Annotated in this window: 30 protein-coding genes; 2 read left to right on the top strand and 28 right to left on the bottom strand. The window is 67.7% G+C overall.

All coding sequences use genetic code 11. The features are described from left to right. Positions 1 to 15: 15 nt before the first annotated feature. On the top strand, positions 16 to 252 hold the full coding sequence (locus EDC50_RS05255) for a DUF488 family protein (RefSeq protein WP_123769376.1): 237 nt from the start codon (positions 16 to 18) through the stop codon (positions 250 to 252). Positions 253 to 463: 211 nt separating this feature from the next. Here EDC50_RS05255 and EDC50_RS05250 read toward each other — a convergent pair whose 3' ends face one another. The 26 genes from EDC50_RS05250 to EDC50_RS05130 form a co-directional block, all read right to left on the bottom strand. Then, positions 464 to 913 carry a hypothetical protein gene (locus tag EDC50_RS05250; protein WP_123769375.1) on the bottom strand — a complete coding sequence of 150 codons (450 nt, stop codon included), beginning with the start codon at positions 911 to 913 and terminating at the stop codon, positions 464 to 466. A gap of 211 nt (positions 914 to 1,124) precedes the next feature. Continuing rightward, the gene (locus EDC50_RS05245; RefSeq protein WP_123769374.1) at positions 1,125 to 1,901 is read right to left on the bottom strand and encodes a DNA adenine methylase; all 777 of its coding nucleotides are present in this window, start codon (positions 1,899 to 1,901) and stop codon (positions 1,125 to 1,127) included. A gap of 141 nt (positions 1,902 to 2,042) precedes the next feature. Then, entirely contained in the window at positions 2,043 to 2,834 is a 792-nt protein-coding gene (locus tag EDC50_RS05240; protein WP_123769373.1) for a hypothetical protein, read from the bottom strand. 4 nt (positions 2,835 to 2,838) lie between these two features. Beyond that, positions 2,839 to 4,821 carry an SPRY domain-containing protein gene (locus tag EDC50_RS05235; protein WP_123769372.1) on the bottom strand — a complete coding sequence of 661 codons (1,983 nt, stop codon included), beginning with the start codon at positions 4,819 to 4,821 and terminating at the stop codon, positions 2,839 to 2,841. Between the two features lie 3 nt (positions 4,822 to 4,824). Beyond that, the gene (locus EDC50_RS05230; RefSeq protein WP_123769371.1) at positions 4,825 to 5,328 is read right to left on the bottom strand and encodes a hypothetical protein; all 504 of its coding nucleotides are present in this window, start codon (positions 5,326 to 5,328) and stop codon (positions 4,825 to 4,827) included. A 9-nt stretch (positions 5,329 to 5,337) separates the two neighbouring features. Further along, positions 5,338 to 5,637, bottom strand: coding sequence for a hypothetical protein (locus EDC50_RS05225; RefSeq protein ID WP_123769370.1), 300 nt, complete (start codon positions 5,635 to 5,637; stop codon positions 5,338 to 5,340). Between the two features lie 13 nt (positions 5,638 to 5,650). Next, entirely contained in the window at positions 5,651 to 5,836 is a 186-nt protein-coding gene (locus tag EDC50_RS05220) for a hypothetical protein (protein ID WP_123769369.1), read from the bottom strand. 9 nt (positions 5,837 to 5,845) lie between these two features. Next, complete coding sequence (locus EDC50_RS05215) at positions 5,846 to 8,341, bottom strand: hypothetical protein (protein WP_123769368.1); 2,496 nt, start codon at positions 8,339 to 8,341, stop codon at positions 5,846 to 5,848. After that, entirely contained in the window at positions 8,338 to 12,669 is a 4,332-nt protein-coding gene (locus EDC50_RS05210; protein ID WP_123769367.1) for a tape measure protein, read from the bottom strand. The genes EDC50_RS05215 and EDC50_RS05210 overlap by 4 nt, the downstream gene beginning before the upstream one ends. Then, positions 12,666 to 12,986 (bottom strand): DUF1799 domain-containing protein, encoded by a 321-nt coding sequence (locus EDC50_RS16325; protein WP_158635696.1) that lies wholly within the window; start codon positions 12,984 to 12,986, stop codon positions 12,666 to 12,668. Before EDC50_RS16325 ends, EDC50_RS05210 begins: the two co-directional genes overlap by 4 nt. Positions 12,987 to 13,027: 41 nt before the next feature. Then, entirely contained in the window at positions 13,028 to 13,381 is a 354-nt protein-coding gene (locus tag EDC50_RS16320; protein WP_158635695.1) for a hypothetical protein, read from the bottom strand. A 139-nt stretch (positions 13,382 to 13,520) separates the two neighbouring features. Continuing rightward, positions 13,521 to 14,501, bottom strand: a complete 981-nt coding sequence (locus EDC50_RS05200) for a phage tail tube protein (RefSeq protein ID WP_123769365.1) — start codon at positions 14,499 to 14,501, stop codon at positions 13,521 to 13,523. A gap of 11 nt (positions 14,502 to 14,512) precedes the next feature. After that, positions 14,513 to 14,725, bottom strand: a complete 213-nt coding sequence (locus EDC50_RS05195; RefSeq protein WP_123769364.1) for a hypothetical protein — start codon at positions 14,723 to 14,725, stop codon at positions 14,513 to 14,515. Further along, a complete protein-coding gene (locus tag EDC50_RS05190; RefSeq protein WP_123769363.1) occupies positions 14,722 to 15,171 on the bottom strand; it encodes a phage tail terminator protein in 450 nt (149 codons plus the stop codon). The genes EDC50_RS05195 and EDC50_RS05190 overlap by 4 nt, the downstream gene beginning before the upstream one ends. Then, a complete protein-coding gene (locus EDC50_RS05185) occupies positions 15,168 to 15,683 on the bottom strand; it encodes a phage protein Gp36 family protein (RefSeq protein ID WP_123769362.1) in 516 nt (171 codons plus the stop codon). Before EDC50_RS05185 ends, EDC50_RS05190 begins: the two co-directional genes overlap by 4 nt. A gap of 6 nt (positions 15,684 to 15,689) precedes the next feature. Then, positions 15,690 to 15,932: an HI1506-related protein gene (locus EDC50_RS05180; RefSeq protein ID WP_123769361.1), complete on the bottom strand. Its 243-nt coding sequence runs from the start codon at positions 15,930 to 15,932 to the stop codon at positions 15,690 to 15,692. Between the two features lie 171 nt (positions 15,933 to 16,103). Next, the gene (locus tag EDC50_RS05175) at positions 16,104 to 17,015 is read right to left on the bottom strand and encodes a Mu-like prophage major head subunit gpT family protein (RefSeq protein ID WP_123769360.1); all 912 of its coding nucleotides are present in this window, start codon (positions 17,013 to 17,015) and stop codon (positions 16,104 to 16,106) included. A 67-nt stretch (positions 17,016 to 17,082) separates the two neighbouring features. Further along, a complete protein-coding gene (locus EDC50_RS05170; protein ID WP_123769359.1) occupies positions 17,083 to 18,075 on the bottom strand; it encodes a phage protease in 993 nt (330 codons plus the stop codon). A 264-nt stretch (positions 18,076 to 18,339) separates the two neighbouring features. Beyond that, complete coding sequence (locus tag EDC50_RS05165; protein WP_123769358.1) at positions 18,340 to 18,837, bottom strand: phage virion morphogenesis protein; 498 nt, start codon at positions 18,835 to 18,837, stop codon at positions 18,340 to 18,342. A 144-nt stretch (positions 18,838 to 18,981) separates the two neighbouring features. Beyond that, positions 18,982 to 20,169, bottom strand: coding sequence for a phage minor head protein (locus EDC50_RS05160; protein WP_158635694.1), 1,188 nt, complete (start codon positions 20,167 to 20,169; stop codon positions 18,982 to 18,984). Further along, entirely contained in the window at positions 20,156 to 21,733 is a 1,578-nt protein-coding gene (locus EDC50_RS05155; protein ID WP_123769356.1) for a DUF935 domain-containing protein, read from the bottom strand. The genes EDC50_RS05160 and EDC50_RS05155 overlap by 14 nt, the downstream gene beginning before the upstream one ends. Next, positions 21,733 to 23,394, bottom strand: a complete 1,662-nt coding sequence (locus EDC50_RS05150) for a hypothetical protein (RefSeq protein ID WP_199742084.1) — start codon at positions 23,392 to 23,394, stop codon at positions 21,733 to 21,735. Before EDC50_RS05150 ends, EDC50_RS05155 begins: the two co-directional genes overlap by 1 nt. Continuing rightward, positions 23,394 to 23,960, bottom strand: coding sequence for a phage protein Gp27 family protein (locus tag EDC50_RS05145; RefSeq protein WP_123769355.1), 567 nt, complete (start codon positions 23,958 to 23,960; stop codon positions 23,394 to 23,396). Before EDC50_RS05145 ends, EDC50_RS05150 begins: the two co-directional genes overlap by 1 nt. After that, a complete protein-coding gene (locus tag EDC50_RS05140) occupies positions 23,960 to 24,259 on the bottom strand; it encodes a VpaChn25_0724 family phage protein (RefSeq protein WP_123769354.1) in 300 nt (99 codons plus the stop codon). The genes EDC50_RS05145 and EDC50_RS05140 overlap by 1 nt, the downstream gene beginning before the upstream one ends. After that, on the bottom strand, positions 24,256 to 24,525 hold the full coding sequence (locus tag EDC50_RS05135) for a hypothetical protein (protein ID WP_123769353.1): 270 nt from the start codon (positions 24,523 to 24,525) through the stop codon (positions 24,256 to 24,258). Before EDC50_RS05135 ends, EDC50_RS05140 begins: the two co-directional genes overlap by 4 nt. Further along, positions 24,515 to 24,826, bottom strand: coding sequence for a hypothetical protein (locus tag EDC50_RS05130; RefSeq protein ID WP_123769352.1), 312 nt, complete (start codon positions 24,824 to 24,826; stop codon positions 24,515 to 24,517). The genes EDC50_RS05135 and EDC50_RS05130 overlap by 11 nt, the downstream gene beginning before the upstream one ends. Between EDC50_RS05130 and EDC50_RS05125 the strand changes: the two genes are divergently transcribed. After that, on the top strand, positions 24,825 to 25,247 hold the full coding sequence (locus tag EDC50_RS05125) for a hypothetical protein (RefSeq protein WP_123769351.1): 423 nt from the start codon (positions 24,825 to 24,827) through the stop codon (positions 25,245 to 25,247). The two genes, EDC50_RS05130 and EDC50_RS05125, sit on opposite strands and share 2 nt — an antisense overlap. On the opposite strand, the gene EDC50_RS05120 is transcribed toward EDC50_RS05125, so the two are convergent. Both EDC50_RS05120 and EDC50_RS05115 read right to left on the bottom strand, forming a co-directional pair. After that, positions 25,205 to 25,891, bottom strand: coding sequence for a transglycosylase SLT domain-containing protein (locus tag EDC50_RS05120; RefSeq protein WP_123769350.1), 687 nt, complete (start codon positions 25,889 to 25,891; stop codon positions 25,205 to 25,207). The genes EDC50_RS05125 and EDC50_RS05120 overlap by 43 nt on opposite strands. Further along, complete coding sequence (locus EDC50_RS05115) at positions 25,888 to 26,199, bottom strand: putative holin (RefSeq protein ID WP_123769349.1); 312 nt, start codon at positions 26,197 to 26,199, stop codon at positions 25,888 to 25,890. Before EDC50_RS05115 ends, EDC50_RS05120 begins: the two co-directional genes overlap by 4 nt. Positions 26,200 to 26,389: the final 190 nt, after the last annotated feature.

The raw sequence follows: 26,389 nt of genomic DNA, 5'->3' as shown, positions 1-26,389 counted from the left end.
CACTATCCTGCGGGCATGCCCACGCTCTGGACCATCGGCCACTCCACCCGCGACTGGCAGGCTTTTCTCGGCATGCTCGCCGAAGCCGGGATCCGCACCCTGGCCGACGTGCGCCGCTTCGCCGGCTCGCGCCGCCATCCGCAGTTCTCGGGCGAGACGATGCGCGCGGCGCTGGCCGAGGCGGGTGTAAGGCGACAGCTGGTTTGCGCATCGGCGACAGCTGGCTTGCGCAAGCGTCAGGCCGGATTGTAAAGGCGCGTTGAAGCCTCTGTAACCGGACCCGAGCCGCCCCTCGAAGGCCTGCCGCGAAAAGGCGCCCCGGTGCCGGCGCAGCCTCCCTACTGACGTTGCAGCCACCATCCTGGCAGCCCGTCCGCGGCCTGGCATCCGGGGCATGGTCATCGTGACCTGCCGGCCGGGTTGAAACAGTCGGCGATGACCGCACCGCGTCGTAAGACTTTCCCTACGGTCCAGCACCCTCGACTCCGTGCGCCTTGAGGTAGTCGATCGAGCCTTCAAGATACGTCACCGCCTCGTGGACGTGCTCGATCCCATCCGCCAGCCGCCGGAAGTTGACCCACCGAAGTTCAGGCGCGGTGCGGGCCCCATGTTTCGTCTCTGGGTAGCGGAAAGCCTCCGATACGGGATCGTGGCGCTGCAACTCATGAACGAAGCGGTCGGCCTCAGGAAATGCCGGTACTTCCCACGTCAACTCCTCTACCAACTGAAAGGCCAGCTTCCACCTGCCTTCCAAGCTGTGCTTCGCCTTCACCTGAGGCCGCTTGCCCCGAAGCGTGTACATGTCCCGAATCGCCGCCTTGCAGGCCAGTTCGATGTAGTGCCGGTACAGGTACAAGGTCGGCATCAACAGAAGGTCCAGCTCGCCGCGGCGCCCATCAAGCACGGACGCCACGATGCGATCTCCAGCCGCCTTGAATCCGTGCGCATACCGCCACCAGTGTTCGGGCTGCCAGCCGCCTCCCTCCGACCAGGCACAGGCACTGAAGTACCAGGGACCTTCAGGACTGAGCCAAGTTGAACTCGCGACCCTCTTCATACCCCTCCGACCATCGTGAAGATGGCCGGAGGGTGGGCCAGCAATTGGCGCCAGTCAACGTGGTCGGTCAGGTTCGCAGGCGGGTATAGATCCGCTCGCGCCGCTGAGCGCCGCCTCCGCCGCCGATCGTGTAGCGGATCGGCACGGTCTGCCCAGGAAACCGGTCGAACAGCCGCCGCATGTCGGGGTGATCGTTTATGGTCAGGATGGCTTGACCCTTCAGCTTGGCGACGGCCTCGGCGAGCTGCTGGTACTCCTCGATGCCGAAGTCGCCGCCGTAGCCCTCCGTTTGCCAGTAAGGCGGATCGAGGAAGAAGAGGGTCTTCGGCCCGTCGTACTTGGCCAGGCACTGTTGCCAGGACAAGTTCTCAACGACGACACGGTGAAGCCGCAGATGGGCATTGCTCAGCTCCTCTTCTAGCCGGAGCAGATTGATCCGCGCCGGCCGATCGCGGCTGGCGCCAAAGTTCTGACCGGCGACTTTGCCACCCCAGGCAAGCCGTTGAAGGTAGAAGAACCGGGCTGCGCGCTGGATATCCGTGAGCGTATCTGGATCCTGGAGCTTCGCCCAACGGAACATCTCGCGGCTAGTCAGTGCCCAGCGAAATTGGCGCACGAACTCGTCGAGGTGGTTGGCGACCACGCGGTACAACCGGACCAACTCGCCGTGCGTGTCGTTGAGGATCTCGACCTTGGCTGGCTCACGGGCGAACAGAAGCGCCGCGCCGCCGGCGAAGGCCTCGACGTATGTCGTATGCGAGTTGTCAGAGAGCAGGGGCAGCAAGTGCTGCAGGAGCCGGGTTTTCCCGCCCGGCCAAGGAAACAGAGTGTCGGTCTTGGGCACGGTCTCAGTCTGTGCGATGTGTGCTGGCCAGAATCTCTGCTCCTCCGCGGAGGATGCAGGGCCTTGGCCGAAAGCACGCGGCTGATCGCGTGGGTGGAGGCGACGAGCCGGTGTTGCCGCACCGGCTCGTCGCCCTGTTACTCAAGGAATCGCGGGCACCTCCTCGAAGGCGATGTCCGAGCCGTACTGATCGCCACCAAGGTGGCGGACCTTGGCCAACCGGCCGATACCGTAAATCGCAGTGCGATTCAGCTCTGCCGCGTCGATCCCACCGTCGGGATGCTTCCAGCGGGGGATAACAGCGCCGCGCCGGTCGCCAAGCAGCGCCGCGCGAACGATGCCCCAGTCCGCACCGTTGGCCAGGCCTCCCGCCCGCACCTTTGCTACCGCGTCAGCCGAAAGTGCCGCCTCAAAACGACGATAGGCTTGCCGCCGGACGCTAGACACCTGCGAAGCCAGTGTTCGCCTGCTTTCGGTTGGATCGATATCGTCCACCACCCAATTGGGTTCGATGTCGATCTCCACCGCAGGCATCGCCACCAGCTCACCGATATCGATCACTCCGCCACCGCTGATGGTGAACATCACATCAGTGGTGCTGACCATCCCTGCGGTGACCATCCAGGCCCCAAGCGTGCCGTCCGCGAAGCGGAAAACAACCCCAGCATCGGTATTGCCGCCGAGTGCATCGCCAGAGCCCGTGGTCGCTACCACGGCTGTCCCCTCCGAAACGCCCTTGATGCCCAGCACCGCTAGGACGCGCGGCACGAAAGCGTCATCGGCCGCCAAGGTCAAACTGAAGGTGCTTGGTGCGTTGAGTCGCGCCCGGCGACCCGGCTTTCCATCGACACACGCGGCGCCGTCGTCTGCCGTCAGCCAGCTTGCGCCGGACGCAGCGACCGCCATTGCCGGCATCGAAAATGCGATCAGCATCCTGTCACCCCCAAACCGTCAACTCGACCGCACCGATCGCCGGATTTGACTCCACGCGACGCACCAACACCTTCTTTCCGCCGGCGAGACCGTAACGATCGTACGTAATGCGGCCGACCTGGCCCGGCTGCGGTAGCGGCCCCGCCCAATCGAGCACGGTCACCACGAAGCGCTGCCGCGCGACGGCATACATCGCGCAGACACGATCGATCTCAGCCTGGGCATCCTGTTGACGCCAGAAGCACGAGACCAGCGGGTCGGTGCGATCCGCGTGCGCGTAGCGCGGCGCCAGAGGCTGGGCCGAATAGGCGAGCCCGCGCCAGTGCCCCATCAACTCTTCACGGCGCCAGGCGGGGACGTCCACCAGATCGCTGACCAACTCGGATGCAGCGAGCGGTCTGGCATTGAGCTGATACGCCATGCGCCGGGAAAGGTGCGGTGCTTCGTCCGGGTATGCCTGCAGCGCGTCGCCGAAGTCTGCAGTCGCCAGGTCGAACGCGAGCTGCGCATCGGGAACGGCCGATGGATCGACCACACGAGTGAAACGAAGGACACCGGCCGCATCCTGCCAGTACCAGGCACCATACGAGGGCAGGATTGCCGCGAGCGCCTGGCGTACGCTGATCGGATCACCGGCGTAGTAGCCGATGCCGGCATAACCGGTCGCTGCGTCGATTGCGGCCGCGTCCGAAGACGACCACGCGGTCTTGCCGATGCGGCGGAAGATCTCGCGCAGGGCCTGCTCCAGTGTGGCCGGTTGCATGCCCGTGCCGATACTGCTCGCGTCCACGACGATCGGCCCAACCGGCGCCTGCGTCAAAAGCAGTTGTTGCCGGTCCGGGGTTAGCGACCAAGTCCCAGGCTCCATTACGTCGCCGCGATCGAGGACAACGGACACCTCAGCCAGCGGCGCATCCGCCAGGAACGCGACGGAACCGTCGCTGTTCGCGGGGAGCGCGGGTACGCTGGCAACAGCGCCGACCACGACTGGCTGCACGCGCCACGACAGCGAAGGCACGCTCGGCAGGAACACCCCTCGCGTCAGATCTTCGTCCAAGTCGTCGTGTGCGTCCCGGAGGTGGAGTAGCTTCGCACCGTCATCCTGCACTTCGATGTAGTCGAGCGCGAACCTCGCCACATCCGATGCTCCGGCACGCGTACCCTCGGTGTCTCCGAGCGAGATGGCGACAGGCCACCCGGTGAGGTCCTGTTGCAGCAACGGATCGATCACGCCACCTGCGTCGATTACCTGCAACTGCGCGACGGAGCTCTGCGTAGGCAACTCGTCGCCCCAAGGCCAAAAGCCGATCTCGGCCAGAGTTACGAGCGACGCCGCGTCCACCACGCCCTCGTATCGCGCATGAGGCGGCGTATCCGACGGCGCGGAGAGATAGTCCACATCGGAAAGACGAAGCGTCAGCGGTGCAGCGGCTGGGGCGGGCCAGCCGCCCTGTCGAACAGCCGGGCTGATCCCCTGCCATTGCCCCGCATTGACCGCGCAATGCACAACACCGCCAGCGGCGGCCTGCAGCGATGCACCGAAGTGCCAAGGACCTCCGGCCGGCAGAGGGCGCGAGTGGACCAGGGTGCTGCCTTTGTAGAACTCGATGGCCGGAGCACCGCCGTCGAGACGCACTAGCACGCCAGCGACGTCACCCGGGGCGACCAGCGGCAACCCGCTTGCCACGACGGCACCGCCCACATAGATCGTGCCTTGGCCAAGGTACCAGCCAACGCCCGCGGCATCGGCGCCAATGTAGTTGTCGAGTCGAGCGGACGGCTGCAGCACGCCTATGAATGCATGCCAGGAATCGCCCTCGAACCAGACAGTGAACTCAGCACCGCGCACGCCTCCGCTGTGCGCAATGTCGGAGCGCGCGGTCGCCCAAGCGCCGATCGAGGTCCCAGCGACGACCAGGCCGCCGTTCTGCGCGACGGCGCCAGCGCCTATCGGCACAGGGGCGAAGCGGGCGTAGACCTTAGGCATCGATCAAAGACCCGCCAACTGCGCTTCGAGAGCACGCTCGGCCAGAATCTGCGCCAGCTCCTCCGCCTTGCCCTTGCGGATGCGCGCGAGCTCGCCCTCGGACCACTCCCACCCCTGCCCCGTGTCGAGATCGAGGTACCGGTCGCCGACGCTGCCGGCGCCTGTCGGCGCACCGTGTCCGGTAGCCCAGCCGTCGGGTGGGTCCTGCGGGTCGAGCACGACGCCGGGCTGCTGCACGTGCTTGATCCAGCCTGGATCACGGCATCGCGTACGCGTTGCGAGTCCGGACAAGTTGACGCTGTGGTCGGTGCCCGGCGTGCGGATGGGAAAGCCGCTCACGTCGAGCACGAACGTTCCCGTCGCGTCGATCTGCCACGCCTGCGCGTGATAGGTCACATGGCCATTTGCGCCGCCCGCCCTTGTAATCGTGACGCGGCAGTACTGGCCGTCGCCCAAGTCGAAATCGCCGGCGAGCGGTGGCTGATTCGGGAGAGTGGTCGGGGTCATGGTGTGATGTCAAGCCGTGGGAAGAAGGTCGGTGCTGTGCAGGACACGTTCGGCCGCGCAGCGCGCCAAATAAACGGCTGCGACCGGGTCGACGATCGCCTCGAACGATTGCCACTCGACTCCCTCGCGGGCTTCCTTGGCATGCTTGAGGCGCACGATCAAACCCGCAGTGCGCAGCCGCTCGCACTGAGCGAGCATGGCAGCCGCCTCGTCGGCGTTGTTGAACTCGATCTTTTGCCCCATCGCCAACAGGTTGAGCTGGCGAATGTCGTCTGCCGGGGTGGTGAGGAATTGCTCGTAGGTCAGCATCTGCGGTGGTTTCCTAACGTCGGTTGAGGACTTCTGCTTGTTGACGGCGCCGCTCGGCGCGCTCGAGCTCGTCGACACGGCTGGCCAAGTTGGCCGGTTGGCTGCCGGCGCTGCCGGCTTCAAGCGCCTTCACGCGGCGCTGCAAGCGCATGAGGAAGGCACCGACGACGGCGACCAGAAGGATCGAAAGGATGTACATCCGAGACTCCTATGGCTTGTATGTCGGGTTGTGGGTTGCAACGGTCGCGCTGGTTGTCTCGCCCGCGAAGTAGCAGCGCTGATGGACCCGGAGCTTCGCGACGGTGCGCGGACCGGCGTCGACCAGGGCCGTAACGGGCTCCCACGCCAGCGTGCCGTCGGCGTGCCGCACCAAGGCGTCCTCGCCCAGCATGTCCGGCAGCGGGATCGTGCGTCCGTCGCGCAACGTCATCGGCGTGCTGGTGCTGGCGACGACCGCGGCACCGCTGGCGGTGGCCAGGCGCAGACACGGCTGGTCAGCCATCAGCGTGTTGCTCTCGACGAGCAGGTGGACGATACCAGGCTGCACGGCGTCCTCGTTCCAGCACGCGATCGCTTCGCCGGGCACGATGTCGCCGGCGCGGCGGCCGTCCGGCAGCACCATGTCGGCGTCGACACACCAGTCGTTGCCGCCGCCAGAGCCGCCACCGCCAGTGCCGGTGCCGCTTGTCGGGATCGTGACCTCGCCGGCGATGACCACGCCGTCGCCTTGCTGCATCACTATGTCGGGGTTCGGTCCGGCGAACCATTGCTTCGTGCCGCCGGTGTAGTCGGGGTCGAAGCAGTAGATGACATAACGGATCGATGGCGTGAGTCCGGTAACCGCGTTGGACACGGCGTTGTAAGCCACGCTGAAGGCGCCGAATCGCTTCGTGAAGGCGTTGACGTGCACGGCGCCAGCGCTGGTGGCGCTCAGCGCAGTGGTGTTGCGCACTGAGCCATACGCCGAAGTGAGCGAGGCCATTAGGTTGCGCTGATCGCCAAGGCGGTGGTTCGAGCCCGGAATCCGGAGACCAATTCGACGGGCGCTACCCGCATCCCACAGGTCGGATTGGCTGACCACGCCGAACTCGACGCCTGAGCCGATCTCATCGGCGGTGTAGGTCGCGGAAGTTGACCACGGCGTGAAATCAATCTGCGTTGCCGTTGCTACGCCGAAGTACGGTTTGATGACCCAGAAGTAACTGTCCGATCCGTGCTGCGTGACAGTTTTTCGAAATGCGAGGCGGGCGTATCGAGCGTTTGCTGGGGCAACCGCAAAGCTCCCGTACAATGGATAGTCGTCCTCGCCCTTTCCCCCTTTGTTGTTTGGCCCGATGTAGGGAGTTCCGGACTCGGCGACTGGGGTCTTGTTCGCGTCGTACCAGACCACCAACACCTGCACCGCGCATCGGTGTTGCGCCATCTTGCAGTGGAACTCGTAGCGCGCGCCCGGGGTCACGGGTATGTACTCGTGGTTGAAGAAGTCCACCACGCCCGGAGTGCCTGTCCCGGTTCCGGCCTCACGCACCGATAGCTGACCTACTGCGCCATCGAGGGTCCAGTATGGGCCACCGTGGATTCCCATGCGCTTGTTCGTCAGGGAGGCGTTTGCCCCTCCCGGATTCCACGCCATCGCCCAAGGATGCAAAGCGCCGTTGATCCCACCGCAGTTTGCATTTGGTAGCAGGTTGCCGGAGACCCCGAATGGGTTCTCTTGGCGAACCGCGCGGAACTGATCGACACACCAGTACCCAGCGGTGTGTCCGCCCACACGCACGCCGATCCGCGCCTTAGCGGCGTTAAGGGGAGCGCGCGCTGCCTGGACGAGCTTTCGCCAGCCGCTGCCACCCACCGCCTGCCCGGCGCCGTACTCCATCCCGACGGTGTCACCGATCATCGCGCCGGTGACGTCGTACCACCAAAGCATCAGCCATAGCGAACCATTCGCGCCCCCCCACAGATTTCGCGCCATGCACTCGGCCACGATCAGATCGTTTGGGGCAACAGCAAAGTAGTCCGAGAAGGTCTCGCTGCCAGGTACCGCCGGGGCTTTGACGATGCCCGCAGTTCCGAGGAAGGCGACATTGCTCGATGCCTCGTAGTGCCAGCTCTCCCCCAGCATCCAACCTTCTGTCCCGGCGTCAAATCCGCCGTTCTTGACCAGCACTGAGCTCTGCTGCAGCTCCAGCGAGTTGTCTGCGGTGATGACCCAAGCGCTTCCGCTCCAAGTCCGGGTGAGGCGCGTGCTCGGCTGGTACCACTGATCGCCGGGGTATGTCGCGGCCGGTTGCGACTCCTGCTGGAAGAACTTGTTGTTGTAGTTCGGCGTGGCCTGTAGCGGTGCGGTGTAGTTCGCGGGCCGGCCATAGACGATCGCCCGAACGCGCCACCAGGAAACGGTCCCTCCGGCCAGCGAGGCGCTGTAGCGCAGGTCCGACGTGCGCGCGATCTCAGACCAGGCGCCCGGCTGGCCAGCGTTGTCCGGTGCCCGCTCGATGGCGTAGGCCGCGGCGTTCGCCGCAATCGCGGACCACGTGAGGACCACCCCGTCGGTGATAGGCGCTGCCGTGAAGTTCGCCGGCGCCGGCAGCGGCGGCGGCGTGTACACCGCCGCCGCCCAGGTGGCAGGCACATCGGCCGCGGGCGTCACGGCAGGCAGCGGCGCGGCCGCACCGCCGATTTCGATCAGCAGGATGCGGCTCATCGGAGCAGGTACCTCACGCGATCGCGCATGTTGCTGCTGCGCTGCTGCGCAACGCCGCCGCGCGTTTCTCCGATCAAGCGGTCAAGGCGGCTGTTCACGCCGTTGAGCTGTTGATTGATGCTCGAATTTAGCTCCGTCAGCCTTGGGGTCAAGGTTTCAAAGAGCGAACTGCTGATCTGATCCTTCAAGCCGCTTAGGCTCTCCGCAAGTCGAGCCATGCTGTCGTCGCCCGACGCAGTGCCCGGAGCGTTCATTCCGCGAATCAGGCCGGTGACTTCGTTGTACAAGCTGTCATAATCCTGGCCGCTCGCGAACAAGCTTCGTCCGTATCCCAGCGCGGTCTGCGACAACTGCTGGGCACGGTCCAAATCGCCAGCGCTGGCCGCGGCGCGCAGCTGCGACATGGCCGTGTTGAGCTTTTCCGCGTCTGTGCTTGGCGCCAAGTCGCTGAGCTCAAGGTCCTGCAGAACCGTGTTCCGTTGGGCCTCCATCTGGCGCTGCAGGCTTGCCATGTTGACGGCGCGCAGCTGCTCGATCTTTGCCAAGTCCTCGGCGCGCGCGCCGGACAGTCCGAGCGCCTTGGCCAGCTCGTTGGCCTGGCGCACCTGGGCGCGGTAGGCGGTCTCAATGTCCAGGGCGGCGCGCTGCCAATCGTTGAGGCCGGCCGTGCGCAGCTGCGCGTCCACGCCCGCGATCAGTTCGCCGTAGGCGCGTGCACTCTCGTTGACGCGCTGGTACGCCTCGGCCAACGTTTCGCCGCCTTTCGCCAGCCTTTCGAGCAAGCCGACCGCGCGCGTCAGGGCGCCTTCGCCCTGCGGCCAGAGCGCCTGCGCATTCTTCACGTCGCTCTGCATCGCGAGCATCAACGTCGCGAAGTCGGACAGCGTGTCGGCGCTGCCTCGGTAGCGATTCGCCAGTTGCTCGATCTCGCTTCCGCTGCCAACCTGCTTGGCGACGTTGAGCAGATTCTCGGCCTGCAAGCGCTTGGCGAACGCGTCCTGGGCTTCGTAGTACACACGGCCGGCAATCGTGCCGAACTCCTTCTTCAAGTTCCCGCTCTTGTCGAACTCGCGGCGGAAGCTGCCGCCGATCAGCGCGGGCGTAGCCACGGCCAAGGCGTTCGCCGCATCGGCGATGGAATCGGTGATCGCTTCGAACAGGTCATTGACCGCCGCCAGCGCCTCGGTATCGAGCGCACTGCGTACCGTGCGCGACTTGCGGCCGCGGAAGAAGCTGCGCTGCTTTGTTTGATACTCCTCGACGTAGCCGCCCGCGCCGCCGGGGCTGATGTCGACCTGCTGCGCCGTGCTCTGAGTCTTGTACGACGTCCCGAACAGCTTGCCGCCGGCGATCTTGTCGATTGCCACCGCCGCCAGGCCGATCCAGCCCGCAGGGCCGAGCGCGCCCAGCGCGCCGCTGAGCCCCGCGCCGCCGGATAGCGCACCCGCCATGCCCGCCAAACCGTATCCCGCGGCTCCGTGGGCCGCCGCCGAGCCGAGCCGGCCGGCCATGTCGCCGCCGCGGCCGATGCCCATCAGTGCGCCGCCCAGCGCCCCCAGCCACGGCATGCGCGAGAGCCCCAGGAAGTTGCCCATGTTGTTGCCGAAGCCCATCAGCGAGCCGGCGCTGGCGCCGCCCACCGAGCGACCGAACAGGCCGTTGACCCAGTTGCCGATGCGGCCGACCACGCCGCCCACCCAGTCGCCGATCGAGCCCAGCAACCCGTTGCCGCCCCGGCCGCCGAACAGGCCCTGCAGGTTGAAGCCGCTGGCGGTGGAGCCGGCCAAACCGAAGCCGCCGCTGCTGAGCTGGCCGCCCCAGCGGTTGAACACGCTGGCCAGGTTGTTGCGGGTGTAGAGCGCAATCAAGTCCGCGAGCCAGCGCCGGCCGATGCTGACCAGCTCCTTGCCGAAGTCACGGAAGCTCTTGATGCCTCCGGTCAGCAAGTCGCCCCACGCCATCGACACGGAGTCGATCGCATACGTCCAGGTCCGCTGGTATTCCTGGGCGGCCTCCTGCTGGGCTTCCTGCAGCGCCGTCGCGGCCTTGTCCTGGTCGCTCATCAGCGCCTCGTCCTTGGCCCGCAGCCGCGCTACGGCGTCCATTGCTTCGGCGTATTCTTTCCAGGTGAGCACGCCTGCGGCCACGTCGATGTCCAGCTGGCGCTCCATCCGCTGGTACTTCAGGAGCGCCTGCGTCGCGGGACCGGCCAGCTCGGCGCGCCAGTCCGTCAGCATGTCCAGAGCCTGTTCGCGAGCCTCGGTCAACTCCTGCGCGGCGCGGGCAGCGTCGCGCTGATCCTTCGCTTCCTCGCGGAGTGCCTGGCGCGCTTCCTGGCTTGCGGTGCGCTGGGTGGCCTTCGATGCCCGTTGCGCCTTCTCCAGCGCTTCGGTCTGCTCGATCACACGCTTCATCGCCTCGGCGCGCTGGTTGAATGCCTCTCGCTCCTTCGGATCCATCAGCGCGACGCCGCCGGCCGCATTGATCTTCTGACCTTGCTCGACTAGCCAGGCTTGGTAGCGGCCCTGCTGCATGCGGACCAGGTTGACGATCGCGGCATCGAGATCGCCGTCGAGCCCCTTCAGGACTGCGCTGAAATCGGCCAGTTTCTGCTTAGCTCCATCAAAGCCGTGCGCCATCAGGTACGCCTTTTGGGCGACATTTCCCTCCTGCTCGGCCAGCCGAGCGAGTTCCGCAGTCAACTCCTTTTTGCTTATCTTCCCGTCGCGGACCTGGATAGCGAGTCGCGCGAGCGCCTCTCGCGCCTCGTCGCTTGCCCGCGAAATGCCGGCCAGACGCTGCAGCTCCTGCATGGCTGCCACGTCGGCATCGGTGCGGTTCTCCATGAGCGCGCGGACCTGGCCCGACAGGCGCCCGTAGGCGGCCGCGGCTGCGTCGACCTCGCTGCGGCTCGCCTGGCCGAAACGCGCCATGTTGCGCATGTACGAGGCCGTGGCATCGTCGAGCTCGCGCTTGGCCTCGGCGGCGGACTCGATCAGCTTCTGCAGCGTCGCGTCGGCCTCCTTGAGGCCGCTCATGTGCGCCAGCTCCGGCGCCTTGGCGAAGTCGTTGTAGGCGTCCTGCGCGGCGACGAATTGCTCCTGCAGCTCGCGCACCTCGCGCTTGGCCGCCTCGGCGGCGTCGGCCGCCCGCCAGATGCCGGCGGCGAGCAGCGCCACCGCCGTGACCGCCACCATGATCGGGTTGGCCTGGACGATGGCCAGGGCGGAGCCCAGGGCCCGCGAAGCCACCGCCGCGGCGGTCTGCGCCGCGGTCAGCCGCGTGGCGGCGCCGCCCACCATCGTCAGGCCGACGGCGCTGGCCCGCGAAACGGCAGCATTGGCGATGAATGCCTGCGTGCTGCGCACCAACGCCTGCAGCAGCTTGCCGCCGTACGCGGTCGCGGCAATGGTCGCCGCCGTGGCCAGCAGATCGAGGTTGCGGCCGACCAGACCGATCGCCTGGGCGATCACGCCGGACGCGCCAGTCGACTGGTCGGCCTCGCCGACGAACTTGATCATGTCGTTTCGCGCCTGCTGCCACGCACGCGAGATGGTCAAGGGCACCTTCTCGGCCTCAGCGGCGATCTGCTCCGCCTGGGCGCCGGTCCACGCCTCCAGCAGTACGTCCACGGTGAGCTGGCCTTCCTCAGCCAGTTCTTTGAGCGCGCCACGGGGAACGCCGAGCGAGTCCGCCAGCGCCTGCATCAGCCGCGGCGCGGCCTCGTTGACCGCGTTGAACTCTTCGCCGCGCAGCGCACCGGCGCCGAGCGCCTGGCTGAGCTGCAGCACTGCGCTTGCTGCCTCGGCGGCCGACGCGCGCGAGACCAGCATGCCGGCGCTGACCGTCCTGGTCAGCTCAGCGACCTTGGCCTGGCCGACGTTGTACTGCGCCAGCGCCTGGGCAGCGCGGCTGTACAGCGAAACGGTCGCGTCGAACTCCTGGTAGTAGCGCTGCGCGATGCTGAAGGTGGCCGCCTTTGCGGTGGCCAGATCGCGCTCGCCCTGTGTGACCTGCCCGAGCTTGCCGACGATGTCGGTGTAGGTGTCGGCCATGCGGCCGAGCTCGCGCACGCCTGCGAGGCCGGCATAGCCCGCCAGCAGCCCCTTCAACTCGCCGAGCGTGCCGCTGAGCGCCGACGCGCGCCGCTGCGTACGCTCGGCCGCCAGCCCGACCTGGTCGACGCCGCGCGCGCCGGCGGCGGCCTGCTGTCCCGCCTGGTTCGCCGCCTTGCCCAGCCCTTCGAGCTCGGCGCGCGAGGCGCGCGTGACGGCCACGAGCTTGCCGTTCTCGGCATTGAAGCGCAGGGTGACGACTTGCTCGCTCATTCAACCGTCCGACTGTTGATCTGTTTCGCCGCGACCAAACCCATTTCCATTACCTGCAGGGATACTTCGGGCCGTTGCTCGGCGGCGATCTCCGCCAACCTGCAGCCGGCCTCGACTTCCTGAGCCGTGAAACCGCAGGCACGCACGCCGGCGAGCGTGCCGACGTATTGCTGGCAGCAGCGCAGGAACACCTGCACGGCGTCCCAGTTCTCTTCCAGGACCTCGATCTCGACCTCGTCAGCCGCCTCGCCGCCGGTCGCGTCGCGCGAAACACCACGGAGAAAATCCGCAGCGCCGCCGGCATCCTCGCGATCCACGTCGTTCGGATCGCCGGCAGCGTGCGGACACCCCCCACGGGTCAGCGCGCGCGCGACCTCCGCGCGTTTTTTGCGGCGGCGCCGAAGTTCAGTTCCATGAAGTGGTCGACGACCTGGGCGGTCAGCGAAAGATCGCCGCGGATGGCGGCTTTGGCGTCTTCCGGCGTGAGCACGCTGCCGTCGTCGCCCTCGATCTCGTCTTCGATGCGATCGACCACCACGTCGTAGAGCAGCCGATCGTCGTCGGAGTTGGTCATCGCCTCCCACTGCTCGCGCGAGATGACGACGAACCGGATGCGAACCTTGAACTGATGCGCCTTGCCGTCCTCGTCGAACTGCGTCAGTTCGCACGGGCGCACGACAGTGCGGGTCTTAAGCAGCTTGATACGGGCCATATGTGTCTCCTGAGGGGTGTCGCGGCGGTACCGCAGTGCGCCTGACGATGCCCGCGCGCGCGTGTGCCCGGGGATTAGCGCGCGCTAATGAAAAAGCCCCCGCAGGGCGGGGGCTGAAAGGCGACCGGAGAGAGAACCGTCAAGGCGTCGTGTCGCCGAACTCGATATAGAACTCGTCGCCGCCGGCGTCGCTGGCGATGCACGGGCCGGTGAGCTCCCAGCCGTAGTCGCCGTCGATCTCGACTTCGCCGATCTGGTCAATTTGGCCGCGGATGCCGAGCTCGCTGTAGCGGTTGTCCGCCTCGGTCAGCCGCAGGGCGGCCTGGATCAGCGTGCCGGCGTCGCGCAGCGCCCAAGGGTTGAAGTCGGCTAGCGAGGTCCGCGCGATGCGTAGCGTCCAGGTCGGCTGGCGATCGGTCAGGCCGTTGCTCTTGTGGCTGGTGTACTCCTTCGTTGCCAGCTGCGCGCCGAAGTCGACGCCCAGCGACTTGGCCCACACCACCAGCGGCGTACCGCCGGGCAGCACCGTGATAGTGGTCTCGGTGTTGTCGGCCCGGGCGACGGTCGGCACAGCGGTAGGCACAACGATCGCCGGCAGCGCTTCCTCGGCCACGTCCGTGTAGGCGCCCTGGATGCGCACGTTGCCCTTGAAGCGGTCGCCGATTGCGAGCTGCAGGCCTGTGATGTTGTTGCGGGCGCCGACTACACGCTTGTGGGTGCCGGAGTGCCACCAGTACGCCGTCGCGGACGGCACACCGGCGCTGACCGGGTTGTAGCGCGTGGTCTTGGCCGTCGCATCCTTCACCGCCGTCATGGCGGCCGGTAGCAGCAGCACCTCGCAATCTGCGCTGCTGGTCGACGCCGCACCCGGCGTCGGCGGCGGGTAGAGCTCGAACTCGCCCTCGATGAAGGCGCGCTTGTTGCCTACAACGAACGGCGTGCCGGTGAAGTGCGGTCGATCCACCGGCCGCTCGATCTTGTCGAACTCGGTGCCCGAGCTGCCGTTGAGCAGCAGCACGCCGTTGAGCGCCGGGGTCGGGCCAGCATCGGTACCTTCGGTCGTTTCGAGCTTGACCGCGACGCCGCGCTTCTTGAAGAAGTCGAGTTGGGGCTGGGCCATGTGAGTGCTCCTTAGTCAGCCTTGAATCGCGCTTTGCGGCGCGGGGATGGGGATTCCGCCGGCCCAGCCTGGTTGCCCAGGCTGGGCTCCGTCGCGGCTCTTCTGTCTTGGGACGGGGGGGCGGGGTCGTCGATGGTCGTCTGGAGCGCCTGCGACTCGTCGACCAGCTGGCCGTCGATCACGCGCCAGGCGCCGTGACGAGTTGGGGTGGGCTTGATGCTCATGGGGTCACCTGGTGCGAGATGCGGTAGCCGCCGCGATAGACCTGCTGCGCAACCAGCCAGCTCCCCGAGTAGCGTTCGTCCCGGCCGCTCCAGAAGCTCAGTGCGTCGTAGCTGTCGCCCGGCGCCCAGCCGAGGAGTGCGGCTCGGCACTGCCCGATGACTTCGTCCATCGCGCGCCGCGCGCCGGCGCCGGTTCGTTCTTTGGTGGCGTTGCGGACGAACAGCACGAGTTGCAACGCCACTTCGACGTCCTGGATCGTGACCGGGCCGGTGTACTTGATCGCGCCGCCGCGCTCCTCGCACAGCACATAGGCCGCGGGCGCGCGGACCGGGGTCGCATCAAACGCGGCTTGAAGATCGGCCGCATCGCCCACCAGCTTCAGCAGCGGCGCGTGCGCGCTCAGGCGCTCGATCGCCAGGCTGACGGGGTACGGCCCGACGCTCACAGTCCCTCCAGCTTGTCGCGCGAGAAGATGCGCGGCTGGCTGCTGAAGCGCACGGCGCCGCCGTCCGGATCGCTTGGCGGCGTCGGCGCGAGAGGATCGCCGGCGCCCAGGCTGAGCTTGCCGGCCACGACGGCATCGAGCGCCCGGATCGCATCGCGGTAGTCGCGCTCGATGCGGCCTGTCTCCTCATTTGTGCGATCGCGCTGCCGATGCAGGTGGTAGCGCGCGATCGCGCGCCCCCACACGGCCAAGACCGGGAACTGCGCTGGGTCCTGTGGTAACGGGTAGCCCCGCTGCGCCAAGCGCGCGTCGATTTCCCCACCCGCCTGCAGGGTGAAGCGCACGATGCTGTCGAGCGCTGCATCGGCGGAGGCGATCTCCTCGGGCGTCCAGCGGCTGCGGTCGCCGGCAGCGATGGTCGCCGCCAGTAGAGGCGGATCGATCTGGTATAGCTCGGCGAGCTCGTTGAGCGCGTCGGCGCCATCGGCGAGTTGGGCGGGGGTGACGTACATGGGGTGTTATCGGGCCTTCTTGCCCGCGGCGGCCTTGGCAGCGGTCTCGCGCTCCGCAGCGGCCTTGCGTTCGGCCGCGGCCTCGGTCTCGTCCTCGACCTCTTCGACGACCAGGTACGGATCGGCCTTGAGGATCTCCAGCTGCTTTGCATCGAAGCGGTCTGCGGGATAGATCACCGGCGCCCTGCTGTGACTGACGCCGCAGCGGCGGTAGGGCTCGTGGGTGGAGCGAATTTTGATCGAGGGCATGAGGGGCTCCCTGTCGCGGTGAGTGCCGTCTCTCCGGCTGTCACGCCTAGCTACCCCACAGGGCCTTCTGCGCCAGGGCGTTCGGCGCGGCTGTCTGCTGTGGCAGTCCGGGGCCTTGCGGAATCTCCCCGGCAAGTCACACGCACCGTCGTGCGTGCCGCGACTCAGTCGTTACACCAGCCAGTTGGAGGTCACGAGCTCGGCGCTGTTTGCCCACTCGTTGCCACCGTTCTCGTCCTTCACCAGCAGCTTGCGGCCAGCGGCTTCCAGCGCCGGAGGCACGAGCAGCAGGTTCGGCCTGATGTTGAGCGGACGACCACCGTCGGCCTTGGAGCTCTGCATCGCGGCGCGGGCGTCGGCGTAGTGCTCGGCGGTTAGCGGCTGGTTGCTGGCGTAGGCGAGTTGCCAGAATCCGAAACCGACGTTATTGCGCGCGTCGACACCAAAGCGGAACTCGTTGTTCATGAACACGGCTTCGTCGTCCAGCCGGGTCATCGACGTGAGCACGGGCGACTTGCGGTTCTGGAAGATGATCGGCTTCACCGCCCGGCTGGTGTCCAGCAGGTACCAGATCGGGTTGGTCGGCCGCGCGGCGAGGTCCACGTCGTGGTTCTTCACCAGCGTGACAGCGCCGGTGCCATCGGCGTTGGCATATACCGGGTGCTCGTCATCGAAGAACGGCTGGCCGTCGTAGCACAGCGTGCTGAAACCGGCCTTGAGCAGCGGGAACACCAGCTCGTCCGGCTGCGACTTCGCCGCGCGGCCCATCTCCGCGAACAGCGGCGAGTAGATGCCGACGTTGTCGTCCTCGATGTCGGTGCGCTTGACACTGACCGAGGACTCCCAGTCCTTGTTGACGATCGAGTAGCCGTGCGCGGCCATGTCCTTGAGGACGCGCGGGCCGATCCATTCGCGGAACTGCGGGAACTGGCCGAGCCAGCCGTAGGTGTTGCTCTTCGTCGTGCTGGGGATCTCCGTGGCGATCTTCTGCCAGTCGGTCGGGGTCTGGTCGAACGCAGTCTGGAAGTCGCGGCGGAAGCCGACGAACAGCGCCTGTACCAGGGCGGAGGTAACGAGAGCCATATCGGATTACTCCTGGGGAATCGGAAACAGGGGGGCGCGGCGCGCGCGAATGCCGGCAAGCGCCGCGTCAGGCGGCGCGCTGCAGCTCCTTGAGGTACTCGGCCTCGGAAATGCCCAGGAGCCGGCAGGCTTCTTTCTGCTCGGCGTTGAGCGCCGTGGCCGCGCCCTCCGGCTTGCGCTCGCCCAAGTTCGACGGCTCGCCGATCGACGGCGCCGCGGCCACGAACTCCTTGAAGCGCTTCAGGCCCTCGGTGTCGCTGCAGGCAGCGCGGTGGTACGACTCGGTTGCCGGCGTGATCTTGCCGGCCTTCAGCGCGGCGGTAATTGCTTCGTCGACAGCGCGCTCGTGCTCGGCCTTGTCGCGCGCCTTCAGCGCGTTCTCGGCGTTGGTTGCGCGCTGCACCAGGGCGTCGTAGTCGGCGCGGGGCACATAGCGATCGAGTGAAGGCTGCTTCTTCTCGGCGTTGGTCGCGCGCTCCAGCGCGCCGTCGCGGTCCTGCTTGAGCTGGTTGATTGCAGTGGCCACCTGGTCGTCGGTGGCCTGCTCGGTCAGACCGAGGCCGACGATGGCGGCGGTCAACAGGGTGGAACGGCTCATGGTCGAGTCCTCTTGGTTGAGCGCTTGCAGATGCAAGTTGGCTAGGTTGGCTAGGCCGGCCGACACCAGCCGGACGATCCGGCCGGTGTCGGGGACGTAGTCGAAAACGGGGGAGATGTAGCGGTACTCGCGATTCGCGACCTGGTCGCGTCCGCGGGGCGTCCAGCTGACGCGTCCCCACAAGGCGCCGCCACGAAAGTCCAGGTCGGTGATCCACCCCGCCGCCGGTGCCGGCAGCCCGTTCGGTGCGCGGTGCTGGGTGGCGTGTTCCCAGTCGATCGGCAGATCGGCGCTGCGTGAGCGGAACGCCGCGATCACCGCCTGGGCGTCGCCGGCCTCAAAGACCCAACTCCGGCCATCGCGGCCGGCGATGATCGGACCGGCCGGGATCAGCTCGACCCACTCTGGGGCGCCGCCGTCGGCGGGCTGCAGCTCGGAGTTGACGGCGATACGATGCGGCATACCGCGCATCGTCGCGATGCGCCCGGACAGGCCGGGATTAGCGCGCGCTAATGCGTAGTGGGGTGCCCGTTGCGGGGCAGGCGCGCACGGCCGAAGCTACCCCCGGAGTCGGCACCTCGTCCATCGCCGGCCACCCTCCCGCTCCACATCCCGTTTAAAACCGTTTTAATTCGCCGCTGGCGCCCCGAGCCGGGGGGCAGTGGCCCGGACGTACCGCCCCGGGGCCTTCACGGCGCTTATACGCGGCTCTGGCCCGAGGCGGTTTCAGCCGTCGCCGAGGTCCAGGTACGCGGTGGCCAGTCGGTCGATGTAGTCGGCGTCCTCGACCGAGAGGCCGATAAACGGCCGGGCCGGCAGTCCCGGATGGTTGACCCGTGCACGCGGGCCTGGGCCGCCTTCCCATGCAAGCGCCTTGCCGGACTTCGGCAGGATCACATAGGGCGCGGTTCCTTCCTGATGCCAGCGCGCTTGCTTTGCGTCGGACGAGATCTCGGCCCAGGTCGGGCCGTGGCTGCCGTGGATGCCATCGCGCATGCGGCCGGTATCGGTCAGCGGCGTGCGGCCGCTGCCGGACTTCAGCGGCACCCACGGGGTCCCGTCCGGTGCGCGGCCTTCGGCAAACCGACGCTGTGTGCTCTCGATGCCGTATTCCTGGATGTCCCGCATGAGCGGGTTCAAATCCTGGCCGCGGCGCTGCAGCTCGCCGAACCAGCGCTGCGCCCGGTCGGCGTCGATCTCGATGATCAGCGGCTTATCGCTCATGGTATGGTGCGCGCACGGGCCGGAGCTTGTGCCGCCTCCGGTGTAGCGGCCTTCGCCGCAATCCTTCCACGGGCTGGGCCAACATACCCGACAGCCTGCAGGAAGTGCCGCAGGGCGGGTTGGCGCGCCTGCAGGCAAAGGCACTCATTCGACCGGGCGCCCCCACACAAGCAAGCCCTGACGCGAGCGCGGCTGCGGCCGCGCGCCACGGAAGAAGTCGAACGACCCCCACACCCCACCCGGCAGCACTTCCGCGATCAACGTCAGAGCCTTCCGGCCTTCGAGCCGCACGGTCTTGACGTAGTAGCGGCGCAGGCCAACTTGGCCGCGGGCGTTGCGGGCGAAGTTCGCCCAGATCTCGAACGGCGCCTCGATGGTCTCGCGCAGCAGCGGCAGGTATTTCTGCCGGCCGTCCAGGCGTTTCGGGTCTTCGAGCCAGTGCTCGATCACGCGCGGGCTCAGCAGCACCTCGGCGCCGGACGGGTCCTGCAGCGTCGCCGAATCCCCGTAGAGCCGACGCCAGGCGGCATGCAGTGCCTCGGGCGACCGCTCCGCGTCGGCGAGGGGCATGGCGCGAGGCGCGTCGACCGGCACTTGATCGGGCCGTCCGTACGCGTGGTACGGCCTGCCGGGCAACTCGGACCACCTGCTGTCAAGCGTCTTGGCCAGCAACGGGTCGGCGATCTCACGGCCCTGGTCCGCCACGCCGACGTGATAGGCCCACTCCGGAGGCGGCTCGCCCTCGACCGGCGGCGGGGCGGGATCGGGGGCCGTCTTGCCCTCCGCGTGCAACCGCGCGGCGGACACGCCGGTGACCGTGCAGCGGCAACCCCACCCATTGGGCGGGTAATGCGTCTGCCACCAGGGGTCGTCGGCCGCGATGATCTTGCCGTCCCACGCTTTGTGCTGCTCGCGCGGGTTGCGCACGGTGTTGTGGTGGTACTTCAGGTACGGGAACGCCTTCAGCGTCTCCCAGCGCCCGGCCATGTACGCCGTGCGCAGGTTGGTGTGGTAGATAACGGACGTGCGCCAGTTGAAGCCGGCGGTGGTGCCGTCGCCTGTCCAGCCGCGCCAGCCGTGGCGCTCGACGATGTCGCGGAAGCGCGCGCGGAAGTCCGCAAGCGTCTCGCCGCGGCTGATCGCGGCGTCCACTGCCTCGCGCAGGTCGGCAAGCAGCGCGTCGCGCGTGGCGCCGGCGACGACGAACGCACGCGCGTGCTGTCCCTGCCACAACTCGTCCCAGCGCCGCGTCGGCAGGTTGACCTTCTGCCGGAAGTAGCGCTCGGCCTCCGGCAGGCTGCGGAAGCTGCCGCGGACATCAGGTGTCGGCATCGTCCACCGCATCGCTCATGCCGGCGATGCCGGCGATGGCCAGGGCATGCTGCAGCACGGCCGCGAAGCGCTTGCTGTCGAGGTCCGGCATCAGCTCCAGCAACCCGTCCCGAACCTCCTCCAGCGTGCCGGCCTGCTGCACCAGCGCCTCGATGCGCTCGACCCACTGGCCGACGACGGGGTCGGCGCGGCTGGCCAGCAGCGCCACCAGCTGGTCTTCGCGATCGCGCGGCGCGCCTTCGCGGTTCTCGGCGCGCCGGGTCCTCGCCGGCGTCGCCGCGGCGGGCGGCGCCGGCGCGGCCACAGCGGGCGCCGTAAGCAACTCGGCGCCCTCGTCCGGGTCGGGCAAGCCGAGCTTGTCGCGGATGACGGACTGCTCGACGCGCAAACCCATCGGCACCAGCTTCTCCAGCGCACCGGTCAGCGCCGCGATGTCCTCCGACTCCGGGACCTGGACGATGAGCTTGGGGTAACGCCCAGGGCCGAAGTTCAGGTCGACGAACGGGCGGACCAAGTCGCGGTTCAGCGTCGTTTGTAGCGCCTTCGCGTCGGCCTGAAGCAGGTCCAGGCGTACGTCGTTGTGTACCTTCGCCTGGCTGAGGCTGGCACCGTCGTCGGCCGTCATAGTCTGCCCGAGGACGCCCTTACTGACCTGCTTGTCCCACCACGTCGCCAGCTTCTCGAAGAAGTCAGCGGCGCCGTTGGTGTTGGGCGCGGCCTGGAACTCGATGCGCGTGCTGTCGGGCATCACCGCCGCGGCGTCGCTGCCTAGGTTGGCCACCGCGGCCATGAGCTTGACGATGTCCTCCTTGGTTGCGCCCGGTCCGTAGCGGCCGACGCGCATCGGCAGACCAAAGATGTCGGCGAAGGCCATCCAGTCCTTCCAGGCCCAGGCCTTGCACATGTACGCCGGCGCCGCCAGGCGTGCGAGGCCCCCGCGCACCGGCAGGCCGGAGCGAATCTTCGGGCGGTGCACGACGAACTTGAACGGCGCCAGCGGAATGCCGTTAACCGGATCCGCATCGTCGAGCAGGCGCAACTTGTGCCCAGTTTCGCGGTCGTAGCGGAAAAACCGCGGGTCCCGGTGCTCCAGCGTGGCGGGCATCCACACTTTACCACTGCGGTCCCACACGATCTCGATCACAGAGTAGCCCTTGCCCAGGCCGTCGGTCAGATCGAATAAGGCTTCGTCAACCGCGGGCAATGCCAACATCTCGCGCACGGCATCGGCGATCTCCACGTCGCGCTTGTCGTCGCTCCAGGCGTCGACGCGGATCTGCAGCCCGGACAACGCGAGCTTGCGCGTGCCGAGCACCGATGCGTAGTGCAGGTCGCGCTCCTCCATTTCCTCGGCGAGGCACAGGTACTCGTAGGCATCGCCGTTCGCGGCGGCCTCCAGAATCTGCGCCAGGCGCGGCGGCGTCAGGCCGCCGGTCACGCCGGAATGCCAGACCTGCCGAATGCCGGTCACGCCACCTGCGGAAATCTCCTCCTCGAGGACTTCGTAGCGGATTGGCTCGCCGTCCGGGCCGAGGATGCGGGATTGGACCGTCTTCGTCGCCATCACCAGATGCCTTTTGTGTTGCGCCAACCCGCGCCGCGCCCGGTCTCGGGGCTGCAGTCTTCGCGTGCGCCATGCGGCGTGACGCGGTGGTAATCGATCACCTCGACCTCGGCCAGGCTCGCGTAATGCATGAGCGCGATCGCGACGCCGGCGTCGCCGTGCCGCTGCCCGCCGTCCTTGCCCGCGGTCTTCTTGTCGGGCACGCGCGCCACGCCCTTGATCACCTTGATCGCGCGTAGGTCGGCGAGCACGTCCTTGTCGCGCGGCAGCGCGATCGTGTCGTCTTCGAATGCCTGTTTGAGCGGCGGCATCTGCTCGCGGTACCAGCCCTCGGTCAGCATCACCAGCTCGATGCGTTCGAACCCGAATTTCTGCGCCAAGAACTCGCTCACCGCATGGCCGTTGCCGCGGGCGTCGAGGGCCGCCTTGCGGAACCGGGGCAGGCGTCCGATCACGAACGTTGCGATCTGCTCCTGCTGCCGGTGCGGCATGTTCCGCAGCTCCAGGATGAACGGCACTCGCCGGCGCAGGGTCTGCTCGATCTGCGCCGGCACCATTACCGTGAGGTCGCCGCTGCGGCCGAAGTCCTGGCCGAACACGCTTTCCAGATCCGGATCGAGCGCCTGCAGCAGTGGTGCGACGTGCTCGTCCAGCCAGTCTTGGATGACCTCATGCCGATGGTCGTCCGGCTCGCGCTCGAAGCCGGCGGGGCAGCTGTAGCGCAGCACGGGCGTGTCCTGCATCCGCGCTTCGATCAGCGAAGTGGTGAGCCACGCGCCCGAGCCCTGGCTTGGCACGACGTCGAGCTCCTCCTCGGCTGCGTCGCCGTAGAAGGCGTACACGTCCGCGATCCACTTGGCCTGGGCCTCAGCGTCCCACGACACGCCCTTGCGCATGCACACGCGGCCGAATAAGCCCTGCTCGACGGCATCGCGGAACGTGATCCGGTGCACCGCACCCTTGCGCTTGCCCGAGCGAATCTCGTTCACCAGCTCGTTGAAGGGGTTCTGGTCGCCGTCATGAGTGCTGATCACACGTACCTTGCCGCCCCAGATCAACAGCGCCAGCGCCGCTTTCAGCAGTTCGTCCAGGGCGCCGTGGAACGCGGCCTCGTCAATCACCACCACGCCTTGCTTGCCGCGCAAGTTGGCGGGCCGAGAGGACAGCGCGACGATGCGGAAGCCGCTGGCAAACCGGATCGTGTAGGTCTTGATCGCCTTCTCGTCGTCGCTGTCCTTGAAGACCTCTTCGCCTTCCTCCACCTCCGACGCCGCCTCATTGAACACGCGCGCCCACATCGCACAGGCCTCGATGTATTCGATAGCCATGTCCATGTTGTAACCGATGTAGTACACGTTCATCCCGCCGGCCTGTCGGGACTTTGAGGCGATCAGGACGTTGTCGGCGGCTTCGGCCCAGGTGAGGCCGATACGGCGGCTCTTCTCGGCGACCTTCAGGTCGCTGTCGTCGGCGATCCATTCCTGCTGGTACTTCAGCAGTACCGCGTCGATGGCTTGGTTGACCTCGCGTGCGAGCGAGGCCGGCAGTTCCTGCCGCAGCAGGTCGCCGGAATCCTTGACCAGCGCCTCGACCAGCGGGCGCCGCTGCGGCTTGGCCGCCGAGCCGCCGCGCTTCCCAGGCTTGGCCGGGGCTACGACCATCAGCCAACCCCCAGAATCTTCTTGCGGAACTCGGCGGCGCTCTCCGCGGACAGGCCACCCGTCTTGACCACCTTGTCGAGCTTGGCCTGCTGCTCGCGCAACAGCGCCGCCTGTGCCTCCGCCGCGATCGCGCGGCGCACATTCACGTCGACGCGCTTGGTGTCGATCGCATCTTTCGCAGCGCGCGCCAGCTTGCGCACGTCGTCCACGCTGATCTCTTCGGCGCTCTGCAGCTTGAGCGAGGCGTCCGTGGCAAGCGTGATCACCGCGTTCGTCAGCAGCGTGCTCGCTTTCTCGCCTAGGCTGTCGCCAAACTCGCCGACCAGCGCCTGCGCGGCGCGGTCGATCTCGCGCATGCGCTCGGTCAGTTCGGCCAAGCCCTGGTCGTAGCGGTGCAGCGCCGACCGCGAGACCTCGGCGGCAGGCTGGCCCGGGAAGCGGGCCTGCAGGTCCGCGATCATCTCGTCCAGTGTCAGGCGGCCTTCGCGGAGCAGGCTCTCGATGTACTCGCGCTGCTCCGACGGCAGGCGAGAGATCGTGGACTTGGCGCGGCGCTTGCGAGCCATTACTTCGGGCTCGGCCGGCTCACGCCCGGCACCAGCGTGTAGCCCTGGGCGACACTGAGCCCACGGGTGGTGAGGGTCGCCACGTCGACGCCGGGCACGGGCTGGCTGAGGGTCATCAGGCCCTGGTCGGCGAGCCAATGCAGGTCCGTGTGCACGTCGTCGCGGTCCGCAGCAACACCCAGGAAGTGCAGGCCAGCATGCAGCTGCGAGCTGTTGGCGAAATAGCCCTTCTGCTCCGACAGGATGCGCAGCAGCACCAAGCGGCGGTCTTCGCGCAGGCGTTCGGCGAAGGTCTTCATCGATCGTTCTCCAGCAGGTGCTCCTGCATCGTTTGCATCAGCCGATTCGTGGTTCCGATTTGCCCCTCGATCGACGAGAGGCGCTCGTAGATTTCGCGGATCTCCGCATGGGTCAGGCCAGCTTCGCGGAACGCTTCGAGCTTGGCGACGCGCACCGCGATGCCGTTCTGTCGCCACCACAGCAGCAGGCCCACGCTAAGGTTCCCTGTCGCGAGCAGCAGCAGTACCAGCAGCAGCGCGTACGGGGCGGTCGCGTCAATAGCCACGCTCACGCTCCAGCGCTTGCCGCGCGCGCTCGATGCGCTCCGCCTCGATGCGCTCGCGCTCGCGGGCGGCGGCGGCCAGACGGGCCTTGCTGTCCTTGCAGTCGTGGTACAGCGCCGCGCTGGCTAGATGGTTGCGCGCCAGGCCCAGCAGGCTGCGGTCGACCACCGGCGGCAGCTCCGCCGGGCACGGTGAGGTCAGGTCCGCCCCGATCGGCGGGATCGGGTTGACCAGCGCCAACAGCTCGGGCGGGATCGCCGGCGTTGGCCGCGTTCCACGCGCGCACGAGCTCAGTGTCGGCATGCATAGCAGCCAGGCCAGGGTTGCGAGCAGCGGCCGCTGCCAGCAGCGCGCTGGCCGAGGCCGCGGCGCGGCGGTTGCGATCGATGTCATCGTGCAGTCCCTTCGAATGGGCGTTGAGGGCGGCGGCCGCCGCCTGGGTATCGCGCGAAATCTGCGCTGCGGCGCCCTGGGCGTCGTGCAGCAACGCGCGGGTCTGCGCCAGCTCGGCCGCGAGCGTCTGACTATCCCGCTGCGCCTGGTGGCCCTGCTGCCATTCCATGCCGGCCCACACGCCGGCGCCGAGGCCGAGCGCGAGGCACGCCGCGCACGCTGCGATCGCGTACAGCACCGCCTTGGCGTGGGCGACCACGCGCACGCCGGGCAGGGGCGTCCAGCCGCTCACGGGCATACCGCCTTGCCGGGCCATCCGGCGGCGATGTAAGCCGGCTCCAGCATGAGCAGGATGCGGCGCGGGTACTGCACGTTCTCGCGGTGCGCCGACGCCGAGCGCGCACGGAAGCGTTCGACCGCGCGCCAGTCGTTCGCGTCGGCGCGGCCGGCGATGGCCAAGCCGCGCTCGCGCAGCACCCAGGTTTCGCCGCCGTTGTAGCCGCGCAAGGCGAAGTTCCAGCGGCTGCACGCGCTCAGCGGCGTCCAGCCGATGGGCTGGACGCGGTCGAGCAGCCACTTATCGTAGATCGCTGCCGCAAGCGCTGCCTGGTGCGGGTCCCACGGATCGAACTGGCCTAAGCGCTCCGGGAACGCCTGCGCAATCCACTTGGCCGTCGCCGGCATGAACTGCGCGAGCCCCTGCGCGCCGACGGGCGAGCGCGCGTTGGGGCGCCAACCGCTCTCAAGGTGCAGCTGTGCGGCCAGGCGCGCGGGCGACGCGTCCACGCCCCAGACATCAGCCGCAGCCTGCTCGACGCGGTGGCGGTACAGTGCGGACGCCTCAGGGATGCGGACTTGTGCGCGGACCTGCCCGCACAGGAGGCCGAGAACCACCGCAGCGGTCAGCAGCAGCCCGACGATCGCGATCGCGCGCGCCGTGCGCTGCAGGCGGCGAGGCACATCGAGCCGGCTCATCCGATAAGCCCCGCGGCGATCATGGCGGCGGCCACCAGGGTGGCGCGGCGCGTCTGCGCCATCGCCTTCTCGATGCCGTCAAGGTAGCGCGGGTCGGCTCCGCGGAACGCGGCCCAGTCCACGCCGTAACCGACGGACGCCGCGCCGCTGATCTTGCTGATTGCCCACAGATAGGCGCCGAGCTTGGCGGGGTTCAGCGGCACGACCAGCGCGAGCAGCACGAGGCTGATCAGCGCCCACAACCACACGTTGCCGATGCGATCCAGCTGCTCGCTTGCACGGATGAAGAGTTTCTTGAGCGTGTGCATGTCCAGTCCTGCGAAGAGGGCCGACGGCGGCCAGGGGGAGCCGCCGTCAGCCGGAGGGAGGCCGATCGGCCTTGCAGGGGGCACGTGGGACACGCCTTGCCGCGTCAACTCAGCAGCATCCCCTTGCGCGAACAGGATGCGCGCGCGCGAGGAAGCGGCTGGATTAACGCGCGCTAATGAAAAAGCCCCG

This window comes from Vulcaniibacterium tengchongense, assembly GCF_003814555.1.
GTDB classification, from domain to species: Bacteria; Pseudomonadota; Gammaproteobacteria; order Xanthomonadales; family Xanthomonadaceae; genus Vulcaniibacterium; species Vulcaniibacterium tengchongense.
This window is presented reverse-complemented; position numbering and strand designations above follow the sequence as displayed.